The organism is Bartonella sp. AA16NXGY (assembly GCF_042197325.1).
Classification (GTDB): Bacteria; Pseudomonadota; Alphaproteobacteria; order Rhizobiales; family Rhizobiaceae; genus Bartonella.
In genome coordinates, this window is sequence record NZ_JBHIRR010000005.1 from 23,950 (window position 1) to 43,294 (window position 19,345).

The window sequence follows — 19,345 nt, forward strand, 5'->3', positions numbered from 1 at the left end:
GTATTGCTCTAAATGCGCTTCTTAAACATTTGCACAAAAGCATTAAAAGCTATTGAATCATGGACTTTATGTTATATTTTTATATAATATTAGAGAGGGCGTTTTATGCACAACAAAATTACGTAAAGTTGGAGGATCCGTTATGCTCTCTATACCGCCTGCATTGTTTGATGTTCTTCATCTTACTGAAAATATGCAAGTGGGTTTGGCTATTGATAATGGACAATTGGTTGTAAAACCACAAATATCGCAAAATTACACTCTTGAAGAATTGTTAGCCGAATGTAATCCTTCGGACGATTTTGCGGATAAAGATGTAGAGTGGTTTGATGCTAAGCTTATTGGCAGAGAGCTCTTGTAATGAAGCGAGGTAAAATTTGGTTTGTATCGCTTGACCCAACCTCTGTCTATGAGAAAAAGGAACGCGTCCTGTACTGATTGTGTCACCGGAGGCGTTTAATCGTTTAACAAAAACACCCATTGTTTTGCCCATTACGAGTGGAGGAAATTTTGCTAGAATAGCAGGCTTTGCTGTTTCATTGGTGGGAACAGGGCTGCATACAACAGGTGTGATACGCTGTGACCAACCGCGTGCTTTAGATATAGTAGCGCGTAATGGAAAAAGAATGGAAACTATTCCATATATAATTATGGATGAAGTCTTAGCAAGGTTATCAACATTTCTTACTTGAATTTTTTCTACACTTTTAAATGTTTAAAAACACCAACTTTAGGTAAAAAGTAAAAAAGCATAAGATCATGATTTTTTTCTGCTGACAATCAGCTAATCAATTTTTCACAGAATAAAAATCAATATTTGACTAATGATGTCATTAATTATGACTCAAAAGGAGCCATAATGAAAGCTGTCATCACTACGTCAATGTGTGTTGTTGGAGACAATAAAAGCGCTGTTCGCTTTGAACCATTACCCCCAATAATCCATTTGTTGAAGTTTCTAATCAGGTCTACGCACGTCTCAAGCGCGCCAATGCTGCAAAACCTTTTGTTGACGTCAAAACAACAGCAAAACCTAAAAAGACAGTTGAACAAATTAAGCAGATAGAACAAGAAGTAGCACAAACATTATCTGAACCAATGACTGAAGAAACCTTACTCGAAAAACCAAAAGCATCTAAAGCTTCCAAGCCATCAACACCTACTCTTAAAAAGGCTTAGACGTTGAAGTTAATCATCCACCAAAAATGGTATCTTCAACAGGTGAAGGATACCTTCACCAGTCTTCAAGCACCACACCTTAATTGGGCTTTGCGTAATGCTCTAAACACCGCAGCAAAACAGTCGAACGCTTTACTGAAAAGCAAATTGCCGATGTTACATCTGCCCAATCAAAGCATGTTAAGCAAGGTATTTATATTAAAGAAAAGGCGACAGCAAGGTTTCTTGAGACAGATATCATTCGTTCTGGAACACCGATACTTCTTAAATTTTTTAAAGCAAAAGAACAAAACGCGGCGTGACTTACACAACTGTTTGGAAAAAAACAAATCTTGCCCATGTTTTTATCAAGGATGGGAGTTTTCCAAAGCGTGTTGATTTAAAAAAGATGAAGGGTAATGTTTTTCAAAGAGCGGATGGAGATCAATTCCCCATTGCAAAACAAGAGGAACCCTCAATTGCTAGGGTGATGTCAAAGCCAGAGATTACAAGTGCTATTGCACAATATGCCAATGAAAGATTAACCAAAAATATACAGAGACAACTTTCTCGTCAAGAATACGCTGCTAATAAGAAAGGCTAGATCATGTTCTCAAGCTTTATCTATATCTTACATATCCTTATGAGTTTATGCATTACACACTTTGATTGCAATTTTAAAAACAGATTATCACTTATGCTTTGTTTTTCCATAAAAAAGTCAATAAAATCAATGTAAAAAGTACTTCCCAGCGGGTTGGCTTCGTTGCGGGACAGGCTAGTGCGAACTATCGCTAGCGACAGAATTTTCAATTTGACTGTACATTGTACACTTAACTCATTGATAGATAACAATTTCAATATGTACACTGTACAGTATGTGAAACGTTTTCTTAGCAAAAAGTAATTTTTGTTGCTGAACAATTCTATAGTAATAGGTATTTTCGAATCAGGTGCCTCAAAACAACTAGCGGATTAGTTGCCGAAATAACTAATCTTCCGCAATTTAAAAGCTTTAACTCATTGTATGCTACATGCATATAATAGCTTTGTCAGGTGTGGCTATACTATATAACACCCTTCGGGGAAAGGCGTAACGACGGACTAGATGCCGTTTTTCTTAGTGCCCAGCACTCTTTTAGAGTGTCATTAAGGAACGTCTAATCGATAGGAGTTCATTATGAACATTCTTAAAAATATCAGAACAAGTCATTGATCCGAAAACCGTTCAAACTGTTAATGCGCGTGAATTGCATACGTTTTTGGAAGTTAAATCGGAATTTAGAAATTGGATAAAAAATCACATTGAGGAGTACAGCTTCCTAGAAAATAAGGCCTTTATAGGTTTCGCTAAAATTTTAGCGAAACCTAAAGGTGGTCGTCCAAGTACAGAATATCACATCATATTAGACATGGCGAAAGAGCTCTCAATGGTTGAACGCAATGAGAAAGGACGCCAAGCACGCCATTATTTTATTGAATGTGAAAAGAAACTAAAAAGCCAATCTACTAATTATGATAGTGATAAACGCTTTGATGATTTTACTATCTTCGCCAACATGTTTTGACAAATTATTCTAAAATCATAGGTATCATCTTTGGTCGTCTTTTAAAAATAGATGAAATCAAAAAAGAGCTTGATCATTACAAATAAGTTACAAAAGAAGCTAAACGCGTTTTAGCAAGATCTGTCGTGAAACTGCTTAGATTTAAAGGAATATGACATACCTCCCCGTTCTCAAAAATGGGGAGGTGGTTTAAAGATCAAGTTTTGAATGGGAGCCCAAACGCATTAAAATCAATCGATCTTGACCAATCAAGCGATAAATCAACACTAAGTCAGGTCGAATATGGTAATCTCGATAATTGCTCCAATTCCCAGTCAATGCATGGTCATGATATCGAGGTTCTAAAGGCGGGTCATTTGCTAATGCTGCAATGATTTGGCGCAAATCAGTATCTAAAAGATGCCGATACCGTCCTTTCATTTCACGATTGAAATCACGTTTGAAGATGGTGGTACGTTCAATCGTCCGCATAGAGATCATCAAATAATTCATCTACAGAATGAAACTTTTTTAAGTTGCCCTCATCCAATTCAGCAAAAGCCGCTATGGTTTCCGCATTGGGTTGAAACAAAAAGGATGGAATAGCTTTATCTTGCGCAATGCGTGTCATCAATACTCTCACGACATCACTTACTGATAAACCAGAGGCTTGAATAACTTGACTAGCAACATTTTGAATTTCTTCTGGTACACGCGCTTGAACCATACGACTGGCAGCCATGATGACTTCTCCTTTCTCAATTGTATTTCAATGTAATACAATTGAAGTATAATTTCAACTGTAAAGCATCATTTTTTAAAGTGGAGAGGTGGTTGATTTAGCAACCGCTTGCTTTTTTAGACTTTCACCCACGTTTACGGCGTTCTTTTGTTACATATTTAAAGAAAGAGGGTGGTAAAACATCTTTAGCTGGCTTTAGACGTGCACGTTCTTCATCTGTCAATGATGGAGAATCCACAGCTTCCAAATCTTCTTTTGTATAGCCACATCTTATTTTAAAGTTTTTTTTGAAAACCAATAATTCTTGTGTGACTTGAAGCGTTTCCGTTTGCATACCGGAATATACACCCGATTATACCGGATCGTCAATTATCTGTTATGCCGTCAAACCTCAAGAGTGGAAAGATCATTAAACCCTACATTCAAATTTATTGATTTTGGCAAATTCGTCTGCTTTTTCAGTTTGTAATATACTAACGTCATAAGCAGCTTGCATGTTAAGCCAAAATTCAGCAGTAGTATCAAAAAAATAGGCTAATCTTAATGCTGTATCTGGAGTCACTGGACTATTTTCCGCAATAATACGTTCTATCCTCGTGCGTGGAACATTTAATGCTTTTGCAAGGGCATAAGCAGAGAGAGCATATTCTTTTAAATATTCCTCCCGTAAAATTTCTCCGGGATGTATAGCAATATAATTTTTCATCTCGACCTCCTACAGATCAATGATAATCTACGATTTCAACTTCATAGGCGCCATTAGAACGCCATTCAAAACAAATACGAAACTGGTCATTAATACGAATAGAATATTGACCTTTACGCTCTTCTTTCAATGCTTCTAAACGATTTCCTGGAGGACTGCGCAAATCTTTGAGGTCATCTGCTTTATCGAGCATAAACAATTTTCTTTGGGCTATACGTACTAGAGTTGTTGGAAAACCTTTAAGCGGATTACCTTCTAAAAGATCTTTACAACGCTTATCCGCAAAAGATTCAATCACCAAATCACCTTCATTCGCTCTTTTATATATCATAGCATGATACTAATCTAAAAAAAGGATGAATGTTGAAAAATATTTAGCAATAGGTGCAAAATGACCAAGAAGCATCGTGAGGGTCTATCGGTTCGTGCGTTTGCGAAGAAGATGGGTGTTTCACATAATGCGGTGGTTTCTCGGATAAAGACAGGTAAATTTGATGCGGCTCTTTTTGAAGATGGTTCTGTCAATGAAGCCCTTGCCACAAGCATCTGGAATGAGAATCCAACAAAGCGCCCTGCTCCATTTTTAGCGCCTGATGGTCAACCGCGGACAAAGATCAAACAAGCCTCTACAGATGGAACCAATGAATACAAGATAAAACTGGAGCGAATGCAAGTTGCCCTTGAAAGCGAAAAGATTGCACTTGAACGCTTACGCGAAACCACTGTTGATCGAGAAGAAATGAAAAAGGCAGCTCGTGAGTTTGGAAGAGCGCACCGTGATGCTATGTTGAATTTTCCTCATCGTTTTGGTGCAAGCATTGCTGCACAAGTTGGATGTGATGCGGCCAGCCTTATTGGTGCTATTGATTACACTATGAGAACCGCTTTGCTTGAGGCGGTTAATATTCCAGTGCCTTTTCATGATCCTCATTCTCCAGAGTTAGAGAACTTGCAAGAAACGAATAATGGATGACAATGCAGTCGAAGAATTTTTCGCCCATGCCAATAATGCAAGACAACCGGACCCACCGTATACGGTTTCGCAATGGGCGGATAAGAATAGATACCTTAGCACCGTAGCAAGTGCTGAACCTGGATTGTGGAGAACAAAGCGGACCCCCTATTTGCGCGAAATCATGGATAATCTTTCCTCCTACGTGCCAATTGAAACAACTATTGTCATGAAAGGGGCGCAAGTTGGCATGTCAGAGGCAGGATTAAATTTCTGCGGTTATGCTATTCATTATAGTCCAGGACCTGCCCTTTATGTGATGCCAACGGTTGAGACAGCCAAAAAGCTTTCAAAGACGCGGCTTGATCCTATGATTATGGCAAGTGCAGTTTTAAGTGAACGCATAGCCCCAGCACGAGCACGTGACAGCGGGAATACCATGTTTTCGAAAGAGTTTGATGGTGGGGCATTGATGCTTACAGGAGCAAACAGTGCAGCTGGTTTGCGTTCCATGCCTATTCGTTATCTGATTTTAGATGAGGTGGATGCCTATCCTCTCAGTTTTCTTTGAAAGCGATTTTTTGCCTATAGAAATGTCGTTAAAATGTGGCTTTTTGCTTTTCACTTTCAAATCCCCCGCCGGTTGCGAGCACCCTCGCATTAGTATTCCGAGAGCCTGAAAGTATTGAATACGAACCAGATTTTTACTTTTAGTGCTCATAGCACCTAGACATAGAAAAATATCCCATAATTCCGAGACACCCACAGAGTGGGCTCATTTATGATCGAACTTTAGGGCTTTCAGACCCTACTAATCGCTGCGTAGACGAGCAAAATCACTCTTTAAGTAATAAAGTAATTTCAGGAGATTAGCAATCAAAATGAAAATAATCTCAAAAACTATAAGATTGAGCACTCTTCAAAAGAGGATAATGCGAAGGGCTGTCATCGTGGTTAGTCATTAACCCACATAATGCTTCTTTTCCAGAAAACGCAAAACGCGATATAAGAAAAAATGTTGTTTGCAAAGTTTTCTCTTGCCTATACAAAGAGAAAATGAAAAATTTGGAGGGCTCCCATGATAAATGACATCTACTGTGTTGGATACAATTATGTTGAACATGTTCATGAACTAGGTAATGTTGTTGAAGATGAACCTGTTATCTTTAGCAAGCCCAAAAGTTCACTCGTTTTAGGCAATGAAATTTATCTCCCTGATTTTTCCAAAGAAATACATTTTGAAACCGAAATTGTGCTCAAAATCTCAAAGGACGCTTTCATGATCATGGAGGAAGAAGCAGAAGAATGCTATGATGCCGTAGCAATAGGTCTTGATCTCACAGCGCGGGATTTGCAAACAAAACTGAAAGAAAAAAAGCTTCCTTGGCTTTTATCGAAAGGATTTAAAGGCGCTGCATACGTCTCTGACTTCATAAACAAGGAAAAAATAAACAACCCAATAACCTTTGCAATGAAGTTGAATGGCGAAACAAGACAAGTTGGCAATACGAAAAATATGATCTTTAGCTTTGAGAAGATAATATCGTTTTTAAGTCACTACATTCAGCTAAGACGTGGTGATCTCATATACACAGGCACTCCACAGGGTGTAGGAAAACTTTCTCAGTTTGACAGAATAGAATTGTATCTCGAAAATCAATTAATTTCAGAGCTAAAAGTAAAATGAATCATCAAATACTGACCTTTTTCATTGTTTCATTTTTTTTAGTCATCTCACCGGGGCCGAATATGGCCCTTATCATCGATAATGCAACGAGATTGGGAAGAAAGAACGCATTTGTAAACGTTTTAGGATTGTGTACAGCAACATATGTGCATGGGGCATTTTCCATACTAGGTGTATCAGCGCTCATTCTCAACAACAAAACGCTGTTTTTTTTTAGTAAAACTCATGGGTGGCAGCTATTTATTATACATGGGCTTTAAATCAATTAAATCTGGAATACACAGCTTAAATTCAAAAGAAAGAAGTTCAACGAATGAAAAGCATGCTACGAGTGAAACAAAGCTTTTAACCAGCTATATGGACGGTTTTTTGACACAAATACTAAACCCCAAAGTATCTATATTTTACATAGCAGCTTTTCCAAAATTCTTAGCTTCTGGAGGTAGCATTAAAAAAGGTTTTGAACTTGTAACCATACATTCTTTCAACATCTTTGCATGGTTTACTTTAATGACCATTTTTATATCATTTGCCAGTACCGCCTTAAAAAAGCAGCGGGTAAAAGGCTCGATTAACATTGCGACAGGAACAGTTTTATCTTTGATAACAAATTGTAAAGTTAATAGAGCAATCTTTTCCTGATTCTGTCTCTCACTGTGAATAGCTCAATCTCTAACAGAGCTTATACAATCCCCAGTTCTTTTTTTCTTTGTATAACTGAATTACGTTGCATTTCTTTATCATATTCTCAAGGACGTTTGTGTAAACTTTGTGAGTTTCTCGCAATATTTTATAAAATGTTACCAATATCTAAACAAAATCCTTATTCATCACTTTTAAAAAAATAAGCTATGATATTCCTCTTTTCGTTTATGAAACAAAAGTAACTTTTTGATTTATGATAGCACCATACAAACAAAAAAATGATTTTAAAAATCATTTTAATTTTCCATTAAAAATTGTTTCTTAAACTAAGATGAGAACTCTCGAGTACTATTTGAGCAAAAAGTAAAACTCTCACCATTATGAATAATAATAAATAATGTACTGATTACAAATAATAAGTTTCAAAAAATTATAAAAACTCCTGACAACTTTCTGAAATAATTTTAAAAGCCCCACGTCTTTTAATGAACAATTTATTTGTTATTAATAACAATAAAAAGCTCCCTATTCAAATATCTGTTACATTATTTAAGAGGACAACATTCTCTTTTTTCAAAAGCATATTCCTAAAACATATTCTTTTCTTTATCCACACAAAATCATAAAAAACGTTTTTTTCCTTTACACCTCATTTATATCATGCTTCGATACGAAATAATGCTTTTTTAGTGTAATTTAATCTCAAAATAATTAAAGGGAACCCCCAAAAAATGAGCTACAAACAAAATTTAAAAGATAATTCTCAGAATAAGTTACAGCGTGGACTACACAACCGACATGTACAACTTATAGCCATTGGTGGTGCTATTGGAACAGGTCTCTTCATGGGGGCAGGAAAAACAATTAGTGTAGCAGGTCCTTCCATCATACTCGTTTATGCTATTATCGGTTTTGCTCTATACTTTGTCATGCGTGCTATGGGAGAATTGTTGCTTTCTAATTCACAATACCGATCTCTTATTGATTTTTCAACCGATATGCTAGGACCGGGAATCGCTTTCTTTGTTGGCTGGAGCTATTGGTTGAGCTGGGTTGTAACTGGAGCTGCTGACATTATTGCCATCATCACTTATATGAACTTTTGGTGGCCAACACTCAATCCATGGTTTACCGTTTTTACCTGCATTAGTGTCTTTTTAATCTTTAACCTCTTTGCCGTGAAACTATTCGGTGAACTTGAATTCTGGTTTGGTCTTATCAAAGTCGTCGCAATTTTAGCATTAATTGTTGTGGGATTTTATATGATCGTTACGGGCTTTACCTCTCCCAATGGTACGGTTGCTTCTCTCAATCACGTATGGAACGATGGCAATATCTTTCCGCGAGGAATGACAGGTTTTTTTGCTGGATTTCAAATTGCCATTTTTTCTTTTGTTGGTATAGAAATTGCTGGAACAACCGCTGCTGAAGTAAAAGAACCTAAAAAAGTTCTCCCCAAAGCAATTAATGCAATACCGGTCCGTATTGTACTCTTTTACATTTTTTCTCTCGCTGTAATTATGTCTGTCACACCTTGGGATCAAATTGTTCCAGATAAAAGCCCCTTTGTCTCGATGTTTTGGCTTGCAGGCATTCCGATAGCTGCCGGCTTGGTAAACTTTGTCGTTATTACCTCAGCTGCCTCTTCAGCAAATAGTGGTATTTTTTCTACCAGCCGTATGATATATGGACTTGCAACACAAAAAGGTGCCCCTCCAATTTTAGGTAAACTTTCCAGATACCATGTTCCAGCCAATGCTCTATTCTTTTCCTGTTTATGTATTTTAATAGGGTATACAATTGCCTCACTCTCTCCAAGCCTCATAAGTGCTTTTACAATTGTGACAAGCATTTCAGCTATTGCATTTTTATTCGTATGGTCTGTAATTTTGATTAGCTATATTGTGTATCGTCGCAATCGCCCTCATCTACACGCTGAATCCATTTATAAAATGCCAGGAGGTGTTATCATGTGTGGGATAATTTTAGTTTTCTTTGTTTTCATGCTCTATTTGTTGACATTAGAAGCTGATACTCTACTAGCCTTAAAATATAGTATATTCTGGTTTGTTTTCTTAGGTATAATGTATTTTATGTTTGTAAAGAAAAAAATAACTCAAGGTAACAAATAAAGTCTATACATAAAAACATCTCAAAAAAGGGTAATTTTAGTTACCCTTTTTCTACTTAACCTCCTCCCCAAACATCAAAAAACGACGACTCCTACCGGCACCGGTTTGTAAACAAACCGGCTTATTAAGGGGGAATGCTGCTGATCATTTATATGGTTCACCTACATAAGGCTCTATGGGCTAGCCCTGCCCTGAACACTCACCACCCATTCTAAAAATACTTAATGCGTAAAACGTTATATGCTTTATATCACTACTCTACACAACAGTATTTTACTGCACAATAGGATAAGAAACGAGCTATTCTGTAAAAAATTCTCTATAAACTTCACTGACATTGTTTACTAATAAAACATGAGATTTATCTAAAACTTTCCCCCCAAAAAATTTATATTCAATTTTTTATCAAAATTAAAAATATAGCTCTAAACAGAATATATCTTAATAGCTATCTGCAATAAAAAAAGATTCTATGAAAATATTTTTCTATTTGTAATAAATTTTAAATATTAATACTTAAATGTAAATTTTAAATATATTTTTTAATATTTTAAATAATAGTTTAACTATTTAAACTTATTTTATTTATATACAAAGTTTTATATTTAATAAATTTACAATTTTATTTATATTTTTATATAGATAACAATATCTATAAATAAATAATTTTAAATATAAATATATTTATATAAAAATTTACTATAAATAAATATACATAAAATATAAATTATTATTTATATACATATAATAATATATAATATAAATTATATTATATATATTAATTATGTATAAAACATAAAAAATCAAAAAAATATAATACAATTTATCTTTTTTTTCTTATATATAAAATAATTATTCCATTAATTAATAATGTTTTTGCTTTATTCACATATAGTCATAGAAAAAAATTCCTTTACTCCTTAACCATAGCGTGTTCCGATAGAAGGAATTACCTTTTTTAGGGTAATTTTTATTTAAAAATAACTAAGGAGAACTCCCCAAAAATGAACAAACAAAATTTAGAAAAAAAACCTAAGAAGAAATTGCAACGTGGACTACATAACCGACACATACAACTTATAGCCCTTGGTGGAGCGATTGGAACAGGTCTCTTCATGGGATCAGGAAAAACAATCAGTGTAGCAGGCCCCTCAATTCTACTCGTTTATGCAATTATTGGTTGTGCTCTATACTTTGTCATGCGTGCTATGGGAGAGTTATTGCTTTCTAATACACAATACCGATCTTTTATTGACTTCTCAACCGATCTTCTAGGGCCATGTGCCGGATTCTTTATCGGCTGGACATATTGGTTGTGTTGGATTGTCACTGGAACTGCTGAAATTATTGCTATTGTCACTTATACACACTTTTGGTGGCCTGAGCTCAATCCGTGGATTCCTGTTATAATTGGTCTTATGTCCTTTTTAATTCTTAACCTCGTCGCCGTAAAACTATTTGGCGAACTTGAGTTTTGGTTTGGTTTTATCAAAATCGTAGCAATTCTAGTCCTAATCGTTGTAGGATTTTATATGATCTTTACCGGTTTTGTCTCTCCAAACGGTACGGTTGCTTCTCTTAGCCATATATGGAACGGTGGGAATATTTTTCCGCGAGGAATTACAGGCTTTTTTGCTGGATTTCAAATTGTTATTTTTGCTTTTGTTGGCATTGAACTCGCTGGAACAGCTGCTGCTGAAGTAAAAGAGCCTCAAAAAGCTTTACCACAGGCTGTTAATTCAATACCAATCCGCATTGTATTCTTTTATATATTCTCTCTTCTTGTGATTATGTCTGTGACGCCGTGGGATCAAATCAGTCCAGAAAAAAGCCCATTTGTAACAATGTATGCACTTATTGGTATCCCAACTGCTGCAGGTTTGATGAACTTTGTTGTCCTCACAGCTGCCGCATCTTCAGCAAATAGTGGAATTTTTTCTACCAGCCGTATGATATATGGGCTAGCAACACAAAAAGGTGCTCCTAAATTTTTAGGAAAACTTTCTCGTAACCACGTTCCAGCCAACGCATTATTCTTTTCATGTATATGCATCTTATTTGGTTATGCCGTTGTATCGTTATCTCAAACACTCATAGCTGCTTTTACAATTGTTACGACAATTGCCGCAACTTTGTTTATATTTGTATGGTCTATCATTTTGATCAGCTATATCGTCTATCGCCGCAATCGTCCTCTCCAGCATACTGTCTCTCCTTATAAAATGCCAGGAGGTGTTGTTATGTGTTGGGCGCTTCTTGTTTTCTTTGCATTCATTATCTATTTATTGTCATTAGAAGCTGACACTGCCATAGCTTTAAAATACACTCCAGCATGGTTCATATTTTTAGGAATTGTATACTTTCTTTTTGGGAAAAAGAATTATGCAAAAAATTAAAAAATAAAGCTTATGTTTCCAAAAACATATAAAAAAGGGTAACTAAAGTTACCCTTTTTTTGATATTTATCTATAAAATTATAAAAGCTATTGACAAAATATCTCTGTAGAATCTTCAATTACGCTCTTTATCAACCAAAGCATTCGATTTTATCCAAGGCATCATAGAACGAAGTTTTTTACCAACTTCTTCAATAGGATGATTATCATTTAAACGCCGCATACTTTTAAAATGAGCAGCACCAGCTTTATATTCTTGAATCCAATTCGATGTAAATTTACCCGTTTGAATATCTTTCAATATACGTTTCATTTCTGCTCTGGTTTCATCCGTAATCACACGTGGACCAGACATATATTCACCCCATTCAGCTGTATTAGAAATCGAATAATTCATATTTGCAATGCCCCCTTCATACATGAGATCAACAATCAGTTTAACCTCATGCAAACACTCAAAATAAGCCATTTCCGGCGCATAACCTGCTTGTGTTAATGTTTCATAACCTGCTCGAATCAATTCAACAAGACCACCACAAAGAACCGCTTGTTCACCAAAAAGATCAGTTTCGCACTCTTCTTTAAATGTTGTTTCAATCACCCCAGCACGTCCACCACCAAGTCCACATGCATAAGATAATGCTACATTATGTGCATGCCCTGAAGCATCTTGCGCCACCGCTATTAAGCAAGGAACACCACAACCCCGTTGGTATTCATGACGAACTGTATGCCCTGGACCTTTAGGAGCAATCATCACAATATCAACGTTTTTTTTAGGTTCAATCAAGCCAAAATGAATGCTCAAACCATGCGCAAAAGCAATCGCTGCCCCATCGTGTAAATGATCATGAATATGTTCCTTATAAATATCAGCTTGCAATTCATCTGGTGTTGCCATCATGATGAGATCTGCCCATTTTGCTGCTTCAGCAACACTCACCACTTCAAAACCATCAGCCATGGCTTTTTTAACTGTTTCCGACCCTGAACGCAAAGCTATTTGCACATTTTTAACACCAGAATCTTTCAAGTTTAAAGCGTGCGCACGCCCTTGAGAACCATAACCAACAATGGCTACTTTTTTCCCTTTAATGAGATTAACATCCGCATCACGATCATAATAAACACGCATAAAAAATTCCTTCTTTCTCTATTTAAACTGGATTTCAAATTATTTTTATTCAATAAGAAACATTATCTACAGTGCATCACACACTTATAAAGACAAAAAAAAACCGCTTATAAGAACACAGCAATTGAATAATTTTAAAGTTTACATATTGCATAGAAAAAACTGTAGTCCCCAAACATTCCTAAAACATATACGGATCCCCAAATAAACTTCAACTGCTATTCTACAAAAACAATAATTACACAAAATAAGATTTCTAAAGAAAATTTAGCTAATATTCTACTCTTTTATCGTGCAACAACGCTATATTCTAAAAATTAAGATACAACATACAATCTTTAACATGAACCAAATCAATACGGATAGCAAGAAAAATTACAAAATAACAAGTATTGTTTTAATACAACCTTCAAAAGCATATACAACAATATCTTTAGAATAATAGAGAGGATGTTTTTACTTTTTACGTTCTTTTAATATCCACGCCTCTCACACGAAGAAGCCCCCATACGGCTATTATGTTATCCATTTATGGCGCCTTATAAAAAAATTTTAATATGCTCAAGCCCTTTTCAAGAATTCCCTATAATAGTGTAAGATTTATTGCACATCACTCTCTTTACTTCATAAAGCTACAAGTCGATATCATCATTCTATTTAACAGCTCCTATTGCATTAAGCTTATTCATAAGGAGATTTTACGTTATACTATTTACAGATAACCCAAAAATGAGCTCAAATATCAAGAAAATTTGTGTATTAATCCATTAAAATCCTACGCACTCCTTTTATAAGGGAAATACTTTCAAAACCCTACTTCTTCTCCATTCAAAGAAATTATAATAAGAAGATTTTAAAACTTCCTCATAATGGATAGTACAAATAAAAAACATCGCATGCACTCAAAAACAAAAGATAGAAAGCAACCAATAAATAGAGGAACAATAGAATATTTATAATGCACGATAATAGTGCTATTTATATCAACATATATAAAATTGTTTTTTAAGATAAATTGGCAAACCTCTATAAAAATTTCTTTTCCAATTTTTATAGAGAGAAAAAGATTACGATAATAACCGGATAAAACGCTGAACAGTCTCATGTATTCCATACTCTAATGCATCAGCAATGAGCCCATGGCCAATAGAAACTTCATCAAGCCAAGGAATATTTTTGACAAGAGCAGGAAGATTCATAAGTGTCAGATCATGCCCTGCGTTTATACCTAACTGCAATTCTTTTGCTCTTCTTGCTGCTAAAACAAGTTTATTGAGCTCTTGATCTTGTTTTGTTTTATCCTGAAATGCACCACCGTAAGGTCCCGTGTAAAATTCCACACGATCAGCGCCCATTGCTTTAGCAATATCAAGACCATCGACAGTAGGATTAGCAAAAAGGGATACACGAATCTTTCTGTTTTTTAAATTCTGAATAATAGGTGCTAAAAATTCTGCATCATGAGAAAAATTCCAACCATGATCAGACGTTGACTGATCTGGATCATCAGGAACAAGGGTAATCTGATCCGCATAGTTTTTAGCGATATCCAAAAATTGATCACTGGGATAACCTTCAATATTAAACTCAGCAGTAGGAAAAGTGTTCTTTATTAAACAGTATATATCTGGTAAATCCGCAAAACGAATATGCCTTTCATCAGGGCGCGGATGAACCGTCAAACCTGCTGCTCCAGCAGCAAGCGCTATATGCCCAATATTCGTTATACTTGGCCACGGAAGATTACGTCGATTACGCAAAACAGCAACAGCATTAAGATTAACCGAAAGTTTTACCGCCATGCCCATTTCCATTTTTTTATAGTGTGTAACAAGATAGAAAAAAGGCATTTTCCATCTGAAACTTAGATGATATACACATCTTTTTTCTATCGAACAATCGTTAAACGTTCTGCTGCGCGGGTAATTCCCGTATAAAGCCAGCGCGCATACATATCACGAAATGCAAAACTTTCATCAAACAAAACGACATTATTCCATTGAGAACCTTGCGCCTTATGAACCGTTAATGCATACCCATAATCAAAATCATCATATCGCTTTTTTAATTGCCATGAAATTTCTTGATCAGGGTTTTCAAACGCTGCTTTTAAAAGTTTAATCTTTGCTACCCCACGCTCACTTTCTTCTGGTTTCACAAGAAGATTAATACTTGGTTTAACGGTCTCCTTCTGTGAAGTCATCACCTTCCATAAGGAGCCATTCAACAAACCTTTAATCGGATCATTTCGCAAACACACCAGCTTATCTCCCGCTTGTGGATAATCTGCTGTAAATCCCTTTAACACACGCAAACGCTGATTATAAAGGTGGCGTGTACGATTAACCCCTACCAAGACCTGATCAGCATCCAAAACCAATTGTTGATTGACCTCTTTACGTGTCACAACGCGCGCTTCTCCATAGTCACCATAAGCAATATCGCGTCCTTCACGTACATCCATAGCAAGACGTATAATCGGATTATCTCGCGCTTGCCGATGAATTTCTGAAAGAAGAAAATCTGGTTCTCCATTAGAAAAAAAGCCTCCACCTGATATAGGAGGCAATTGACCTGGATCACCAAGAACAAGAATTGGCGTTCGAAAACTCATTAAATCACGGGCCAATTTTTCATCTACCATCGAGCACTCATCAACAATAATGAGTTTAGCTTGTGCAGCAGCACTTCTTCGATTTAACGTAAATGTTGGAGCAATAGATTTTTTTCCTGTTATTTCATCGGAAACTTCCTCTTCACCACGTGGACAATAAATTAGCGAATGAATCGTACAAGCATTGCTTGCACCTTTAGAACGCAAAACCTGCGCCGCCTTCCCTGTAAAAGCAGCAAATTGAACAGAACCATCAACTGTCTCTGCAAAATAGCGCGCAAGCGTCGTCTTACCCGTCCCCGCATAGCCAAAAAGGCGAAAAAGAGGAGAACGCCCTTCCTTCAACCACGCGGCAACAGCCTTCAATGCATTATCCTGTTCCCGTGAAAACTGCATAGCTTACCAACATAAGATTTGCATAAAAAGAGCAGTATTTTGAAAAAAACCAACTATCAAGAAAAATTTTTTTATTAAGAATTGCTGACACACGCCCATCTAACAACTTTCGTAGCACAATTATCAATTATTTACCCATTGTTTTTTCAAGATATTGTAACAATCTAAATTTTATCTATACATCGATCTTCTTGGTAACACCTTATGCGTATCAAATAAAACATCATTTTTTACAACAGTAACACCAACAATGGAAGATGCATATCTTAAATTTAAAATAACACCTATATACGCTTTTTCTAACCAAAATTTAGAATGAGAAAAAGAGTATTGCAATTGCAAAACCCTCACTAGAAAAAATGTCCTTAACAGGATAAAAATAATGTAATTTTTGAACGCTATTTTACACAATCAATCAGCTTTCTTGCACATAAAAATAAAGTACATCCACTATTACGAAATAATAATTAAATATCTCAAAAACCTTTTAGCTGAAATAAAAATAGCTCTCAACAAAACGACTTAATCCTATGATGATACACCTATAAAGTTCCTATCTCCCTCTCATCATGATTTTAATAAATTTACTCTTCATGCTACAAATAAGTGATATCTCAACGAATAAAGAGAGACATCACACTTATATGAAGCACGCTTTATCTCGCACAAATATGTAGCTTTTTCTGTTTCAACAATAAAATATGGTTCGTAAGTATGGCCTTCTTGGTAGTCTATTATAGAAAACTGGGACATGGCTTCAGTCCAGCGTAGCACTTCAGGTTCGTCCTCTAGAATATGAGAAAAGCGCAATTCTCCATCGACTGAGTTAAACTTTTTCTTTTTGTCGCAATGTTTTAAAGTTTATAAAAACTAACTGATTAATGCTATTCTTATTTGCTAGAAATAACAATAAATCAAGGGGTATAATTTGTTAATAGGCTTGGTGTTATATCAAAATATCAGCGATGAGATTGCTTTTTGGTTGTTTTAGAAATGAAATAATGAGCTCAAATATTGATGAATGAAACGGAAGGTTTAAATTGAAAATATTAATTCCAGATGACTATCAAAAAGCCACTCTACCATTACAGTCTATTACAAAATTAATGAAATCGCATGAAGTGCTGGTTATAAATAATTTAGCTAAAGAATATGATTTAGAAGATAGGCTCAAAGAGATAGATATTCTGATCTTAATCAGAGAGCGGACTATAGTTGATAGAAATCTTCTCCTGAAACTGCCAAATTTAAAATTAATCTGCCAAACAGGCCCTATAGGTTCACATATTGATATAGAAGCTTGTAGAGACTTAGGAATTGAAATATTAGACGGTGGTGGAGATCCAACTTCTGCTGCTGAATTTGCGTGGCTCTTAATTATGTCTGCGCGTAGAAAACTCTGTAAATCTGTATCTGATATGAAAAAAGGACGATGGCAAACAACATTTGGCAACCAAATGAAAGGGGCTACTCTTGGAATATTCGGGTTTGGCCGTATTGGTAAAATGGTTGCTCAATATGCTCAAGCTTTTGGCATGTCCATTTTGGTTTATGGGAGCGAGCGTTCAACGCAAGAAGCAAAAAATTTAGGTTATCATTTTACGCATTCAAAAGATGAATTTTTTACACGTCCTGACGTTATATCCGTCCATTTACGTTTAAGCGATAAAACCAGAGAAATCATAAAATTAGATGATCTATTGAGCATGAAACCTCATGCTATTTTTGTCAACACAGCGCGTTCAGCTTTGGTTGAAAAAGGGGCGATAGAAAAAATACTAAGTTTGGAAAATTCAATTTACTTTGCACTGGATGTTTATGACAGCGAGCCAGTATATGAGAGCAAATTATTGCAATCAGATAGAGTTCTTTGCACACCGCATCTGGGCTATGTGACTGAAGAAAGCTTTGAGAATTATATTGAAAAAGCTTGCCAAAATATAGCGTCTTTTATAAAGAGCACTTAATGCCGGCTGAGCCAATGTTTGTAAAATTTATCTTATATCGCTAGCGTATCAAATTTGCACGACACATAATAGCTTATTTCCTTAAATGAAGCATATTCCTTAGCTTTCATATTAATACCAATTGTATTGACAGATTTTTATGTAATCAGCATAAAATACCTAATTTATTGTTGCAAGCATTATTAAAAAGGCTACTTCATTGGAATACAATTTAATTGGAGGGGGGCGGAGTGAGCAATAATAAATTTATAGAAAAGAATTATTATAGATGGATTATATTGCTTGTTGCCACTATCGCTCAAGCATCAGCCTGCTTCTTTGTTCAAGGGATTGGTCCTTTAGCTGAATTTTTTAAGAAGGATTTCTCGCTTAGTGATTCTCAGATAGGTTTACTATCTTCAGCAGCGCAGTTCCTACCTATTATTGGATTACTTGTAGCTGGTGAATTACTAGACAAGTTTAACGAGCACTATATTATTGGAGTTGGCGCGATCGGCGTTTCTGTCGCTCTTTTGTTGGAAGCAATCGCAGATAACTATATTTCCCTTTTGGTTTGTTTGCTAATTGTAGGGGGATTTATAATTCTGCTCAACTCGGTAGTGCTAAATCCGTTTCTTCATGGTTTTCACAATCGCAACGCGGATTTGCAATGGGAATAAGGCAGGCGGGGCTACCATTAGGTAGAGGGCATTAGCTGGGTATAGTTATTCCTGCGAGTGCCCTTGTCTATGGCATACAAGGTGCGTTTTTGGTCGGTACCATAGTTTCTTTTTTAGGTGGATGTATCTTTATTATTTTTATCACTCACCAGCAAAAGTTATCACTATCGTTCCAGAAAGCAAGGCAAAAGTTTCGTTCTATGCAAATGTAAGGTCACGTCTTGCGATGTGGCTGCGCCGCATATGAAGAATAATATTTTTTCAAACGTTTCACTTGTGATCATTTAATATGTTTTAACCATTTTTATAACGATTTATTTTTATAGAATCTATCACCTGTCTCTAGATAAAAGTGCTTATTTATTTTTTGTTTCACAGGCTTCTGGTGCCTTAGGAAGAATTATTTTAGCAGCGTGGAGTGATCATTGTAGAAAAGGACGATTTTTTCCTGTCTTGTTTTGCATGATTGCAATCGTTTTTGGATTTTTAATATTAATTTTGAGCATGAGTGGATCCATAATTTATTTAACTATTTTATCTGCTTGGTTAGTTTTTTGGGAATGGAATGGTATGGCCCTTGGGCTGCTTATATTGTAGACTCTTAAGCCG

At 35.7% G+C, this 19,345-nt stretch carries 18 protein-coding genes and 4 pseudogenes; 14 read left to right on the plus strand and 8 right to left on the minus strand.

Features of this window, described 5'->3' with window-relative positions:
* Positions 1-142: 142 nt before the first annotated feature.
* The 5 genes and pseudogenes from ACFINK_RS04220 (at position 143) to ACFINK_RS04240 (ending at position 2,812) form a co-directional block, all read left to right on the plus strand.
* Positions 143-361, plus strand: a complete 219-nt coding sequence (locus ACFINK_RS04220; RefSeq protein WP_375613730.1) for an AbrB/MazE/SpoVT family DNA-binding domain-containing protein — start codon at positions 143-145, stop codon at positions 359-361.
* Positions 362-440: 79 nt separating this feature from the next.
* Positions 441-692 (plus strand): type II toxin-antitoxin system PemK/MazF family toxin, encoded by a 252-nt coding sequence (locus tag ACFINK_RS04225; protein ID WP_375682744.1) that lies wholly within the window; start codon positions 441-443, stop codon positions 690-692.
* Positions 693-859: 167 nt separating this feature from the next.
* Positions 860-1,179 (plus strand): annotated as a pseudogene (locus ACFINK_RS04230) (hypothetical protein).
* Positions 1,180-1,221: 42 nt separating this feature from the next.
* Positions 1,222-1,762 (plus strand): annotated as a pseudogene (locus ACFINK_RS04235) (hypothetical protein).
* Positions 1,763-2,354: 592 nt separating this feature from the next.
* Positions 2,355-2,812 (plus strand): annotated as a pseudogene (locus ACFINK_RS04240) (antA/AntB antirepressor family protein).
* Between the two features lie 103 nt (positions 2,813-2,915).
* On the opposite strand, the gene ACFINK_RS04245 reads toward ACFINK_RS04240, so the two are convergent.
* The 5 genes from ACFINK_RS04245 to ACFINK_RS04265 all read right to left on the minus strand — a co-directional run bounded on the left by ACFINK_RS04245 (position 2,916) and on the right by ACFINK_RS04265 (position 4,484).
* The gene (locus ACFINK_RS04245; RefSeq protein WP_375628908.1) at positions 2,916-3,197 is read right to left on the minus strand and encodes a type II toxin-antitoxin system YafQ family toxin; all 282 of its coding nucleotides are present in this window, start codon (positions 3,195-3,197) and stop codon (positions 2,916-2,918) included.
* The gene (locus ACFINK_RS04250; RefSeq protein ID WP_375628888.1) at positions 3,184-3,447 is read right to left on the minus strand and encodes a type II toxin-antitoxin system RelB/DinJ family antitoxin; all 264 of its coding nucleotides are present in this window, start codon (positions 3,445-3,447) and stop codon (positions 3,184-3,186) included. Before ACFINK_RS04250 ends, ACFINK_RS04245 begins: the two co-directional genes overlap by 14 nt.
* 124 nt (positions 3,448-3,571) lie before the next feature.
* Complete coding sequence (locus tag ACFINK_RS04255; protein ID WP_375628886.1) at positions 3,572-3,781, minus strand: hypothetical protein; 210 nt, start codon at positions 3,779-3,781, stop codon at positions 3,572-3,574.
* A 75-nt stretch (positions 3,782-3,856) separates the two neighbouring features.
* Entirely contained in the window at positions 3,857-4,153 is a 297-nt protein-coding gene (locus ACFINK_RS04260; RefSeq protein ID WP_375628884.1) for a HigA family addiction module antitoxin, read from the minus strand.
* Positions 4,154-4,169: 16 nt separating this feature from the next.
* On the minus strand, positions 4,170-4,484 hold the full coding sequence (locus tag ACFINK_RS04265; RefSeq protein WP_375638319.1) for a type II toxin-antitoxin system RelE/ParE family toxin: 315 nt from the start codon (positions 4,482-4,484) through the stop codon (positions 4,170-4,172).
* 60 nt (positions 4,485-4,544) lie between these two features.
* Between ACFINK_RS04265 and ACFINK_RS04270 the strand changes: the two genes are divergently transcribed.
* From ACFINK_RS04270 to ACFINK_RS04300, 7 genes and pseudogenes are all read left to right on the plus strand, one after another.
* Positions 4,545-5,126, plus strand: coding sequence for a hypothetical protein (locus ACFINK_RS04270; protein WP_375638320.1), 582 nt, complete (start codon positions 4,545-4,547; stop codon positions 5,124-5,126).
* A pseudogene (locus ACFINK_RS04275) lies at positions 5,119-5,667 on the plus strand (phage terminase large subunit family protein); the annotation flags it as partial. The gene ACFINK_RS04270 and the pseudogene ACFINK_RS04275, both read left to right, overlap by 8 nt.
* A 516-nt stretch (positions 5,668-6,183) precedes the next feature.
* The gene (locus tag ACFINK_RS04280; protein ID WP_375628879.1) at positions 6,184-6,792 is read left to right on the plus strand and encodes a fumarylacetoacetate hydrolase family protein; all 609 of its coding nucleotides are present in this window, start codon (positions 6,184-6,186) and stop codon (positions 6,790-6,792) included.
* 62 nt (positions 6,793-6,854) lie between these two features.
* Positions 6,855-7,052: a hypothetical protein gene (locus ACFINK_RS04285; RefSeq protein WP_375638321.1), complete on the plus strand. Its 198-nt coding sequence runs from the start codon at positions 6,855-6,857 to the stop codon at positions 7,050-7,052.
* Positions 7,018-7,434, plus strand: coding sequence for a LysE family translocator (locus ACFINK_RS04290; protein WP_375638322.1), 417 nt, complete (start codon positions 7,018-7,020; stop codon positions 7,432-7,434). The genes ACFINK_RS04285 and ACFINK_RS04290 overlap by 35 nt, the downstream gene beginning before the upstream one ends.
* Before the next feature lie 734 nt (positions 7,435-8,168).
* Entirely contained in the window at positions 8,169-9,569 is a 1,401-nt protein-coding gene (locus ACFINK_RS04295) for an amino acid permease (RefSeq protein ID WP_375612030.1), read from the plus strand.
* 1,004 nt (positions 9,570-10,573) lie between these two features.
* Positions 10,574-11,965 carry an amino acid permease gene (locus tag ACFINK_RS04300; RefSeq protein ID WP_375612029.1) on the plus strand — a complete coding sequence of 464 codons (1,392 nt, stop codon included), beginning with the start codon at positions 10,574-10,576 and terminating at the stop codon, positions 11,963-11,965.
* Positions 11,966-12,080: 115 nt separating this feature from the next.
* On the opposite strand, the gene ilvC is transcribed toward ACFINK_RS04300, so the two are convergent.
* The 3 genes from ilvC to ACFINK_RS04315 all read right to left on the minus strand — a co-directional run bounded on the left by ilvC (position 12,081) and on the right by ACFINK_RS04315 (position 16,110).
* Positions 12,081-13,100: a ketol-acid reductoisomerase gene (gene ilvC / locus ACFINK_RS04305; protein ID WP_375612028.1), complete on the minus strand. Its 1,020-nt coding sequence runs from the start codon at positions 13,098-13,100 to the stop codon at positions 12,081-12,083.
* Positions 13,101-14,167: 1,067 nt separating this feature from the next.
* Positions 14,168-14,902, minus strand: coding sequence for a pyridoxine 5'-phosphate synthase (locus tag ACFINK_RS04310; protein ID WP_375612027.1), 735 nt, complete (start codon positions 14,900-14,902; stop codon positions 14,168-14,170).
* An 86-nt stretch (positions 14,903-14,988) separates the two neighbouring features.
* Entirely contained in the window at positions 14,989-16,110 is a 1,122-nt protein-coding gene (locus tag ACFINK_RS04315) for an ATP-dependent DNA helicase (protein ID WP_375612026.1), read from the minus strand.
* A gap of 1,040 nt (positions 16,111-17,150) precedes the next feature.
* On the opposite strand from ACFINK_RS04315, the gene ACFINK_RS04320 reads away from it, so the two are divergent.
* Both ACFINK_RS04320 and ACFINK_RS04325 read left to right on the plus strand, forming a co-directional pair.
* A complete protein-coding gene (locus ACFINK_RS04320; protein ID WP_375612025.1) occupies positions 17,151-18,077 on the plus strand; it encodes a D-2-hydroxyacid dehydrogenase family protein in 927 nt (308 codons plus the stop codon).
* Between the two features lie 230 nt (positions 18,078-18,307).
* On the plus strand, positions 18,308-18,736 hold the full coding sequence (locus ACFINK_RS04325; protein WP_375638323.1) for an MFS transporter: 429 nt from the start codon (positions 18,308-18,310) through the stop codon (positions 18,734-18,736).
* Positions 18,737-19,345 lie beyond the last annotated feature (609 nt).